Consider the following 626-nt stretch of genomic DNA (forward strand, 5'->3'; position numbering starts at 1 on the left):
GAAGAACTCGTCACCACGGCGAGCGAGGATGAGCTTGCCGCGCAGGCCGCAGCGGCGAAGACGCAGAACGTCCGCCCCTTCATGCGCAAGCGGCCGGTGCGCAAACCATGGCCGGATGACATCGAACGCGAGCGCGTCGTCATTGAGGCTCCAACGAGCTGCGCCTGCTGCGGTGGATCGCGGCTGGCGAAGATCGGTGAGGATGTAACCAAGACGCTGGAGGAGATCCCGCGCCGCTTCAAGCTGATCGAGACGGTACGCGAGAAGTTCACCTGCCGCGATTGCGAGAAGATCAGCCAGCCGCCCGCGCCGTTCCATGCCACGCCGCGCGGCTTCATTGGCCCACAATTGCTGGCGACGATCCTGTTCGACAAGTTCGGCATGCATATCCCGCTCAACCGCCAGAGCGCGCGCTTTAAGGCCGAGGGGATCGACCTGCCGTTGTCGACACTGGCCGACCAGGTCGGCCACGGGACCTTCGCCGTCATGCCGCTCTTCCACTTGATCGAACGCCATGTACTCGCTGCCGAGCGCCTGCATGGCGATGACACCACCATCCGTATCCTGGCGAAGGGCAAGTGCACGACCGGGCGGATCTGGACTTATGTGCGGGATGACCGGCCCTT

General features: G+C 64.2%; 1 protein-coding gene. It reads left to right on the forward strand.

Annotated elements, in window-relative coordinates:
* Nucleotides 1-626, forward strand: a 626-nt coding sequence (gene tnpC / locus FXV83_RS42035) for an IS66 family transposase (protein WP_148745856.1), incomplete at both ends; no start/stop codon positions are given.

Origin of the sequence: Bradyrhizobium hipponense (genome assembly GCF_008123965.1) — a bacterium.
Classification (GTDB): Bacteria; Pseudomonadota; Alphaproteobacteria; order Rhizobiales; family Xanthobacteraceae; genus Bradyrhizobium; species Bradyrhizobium hipponense.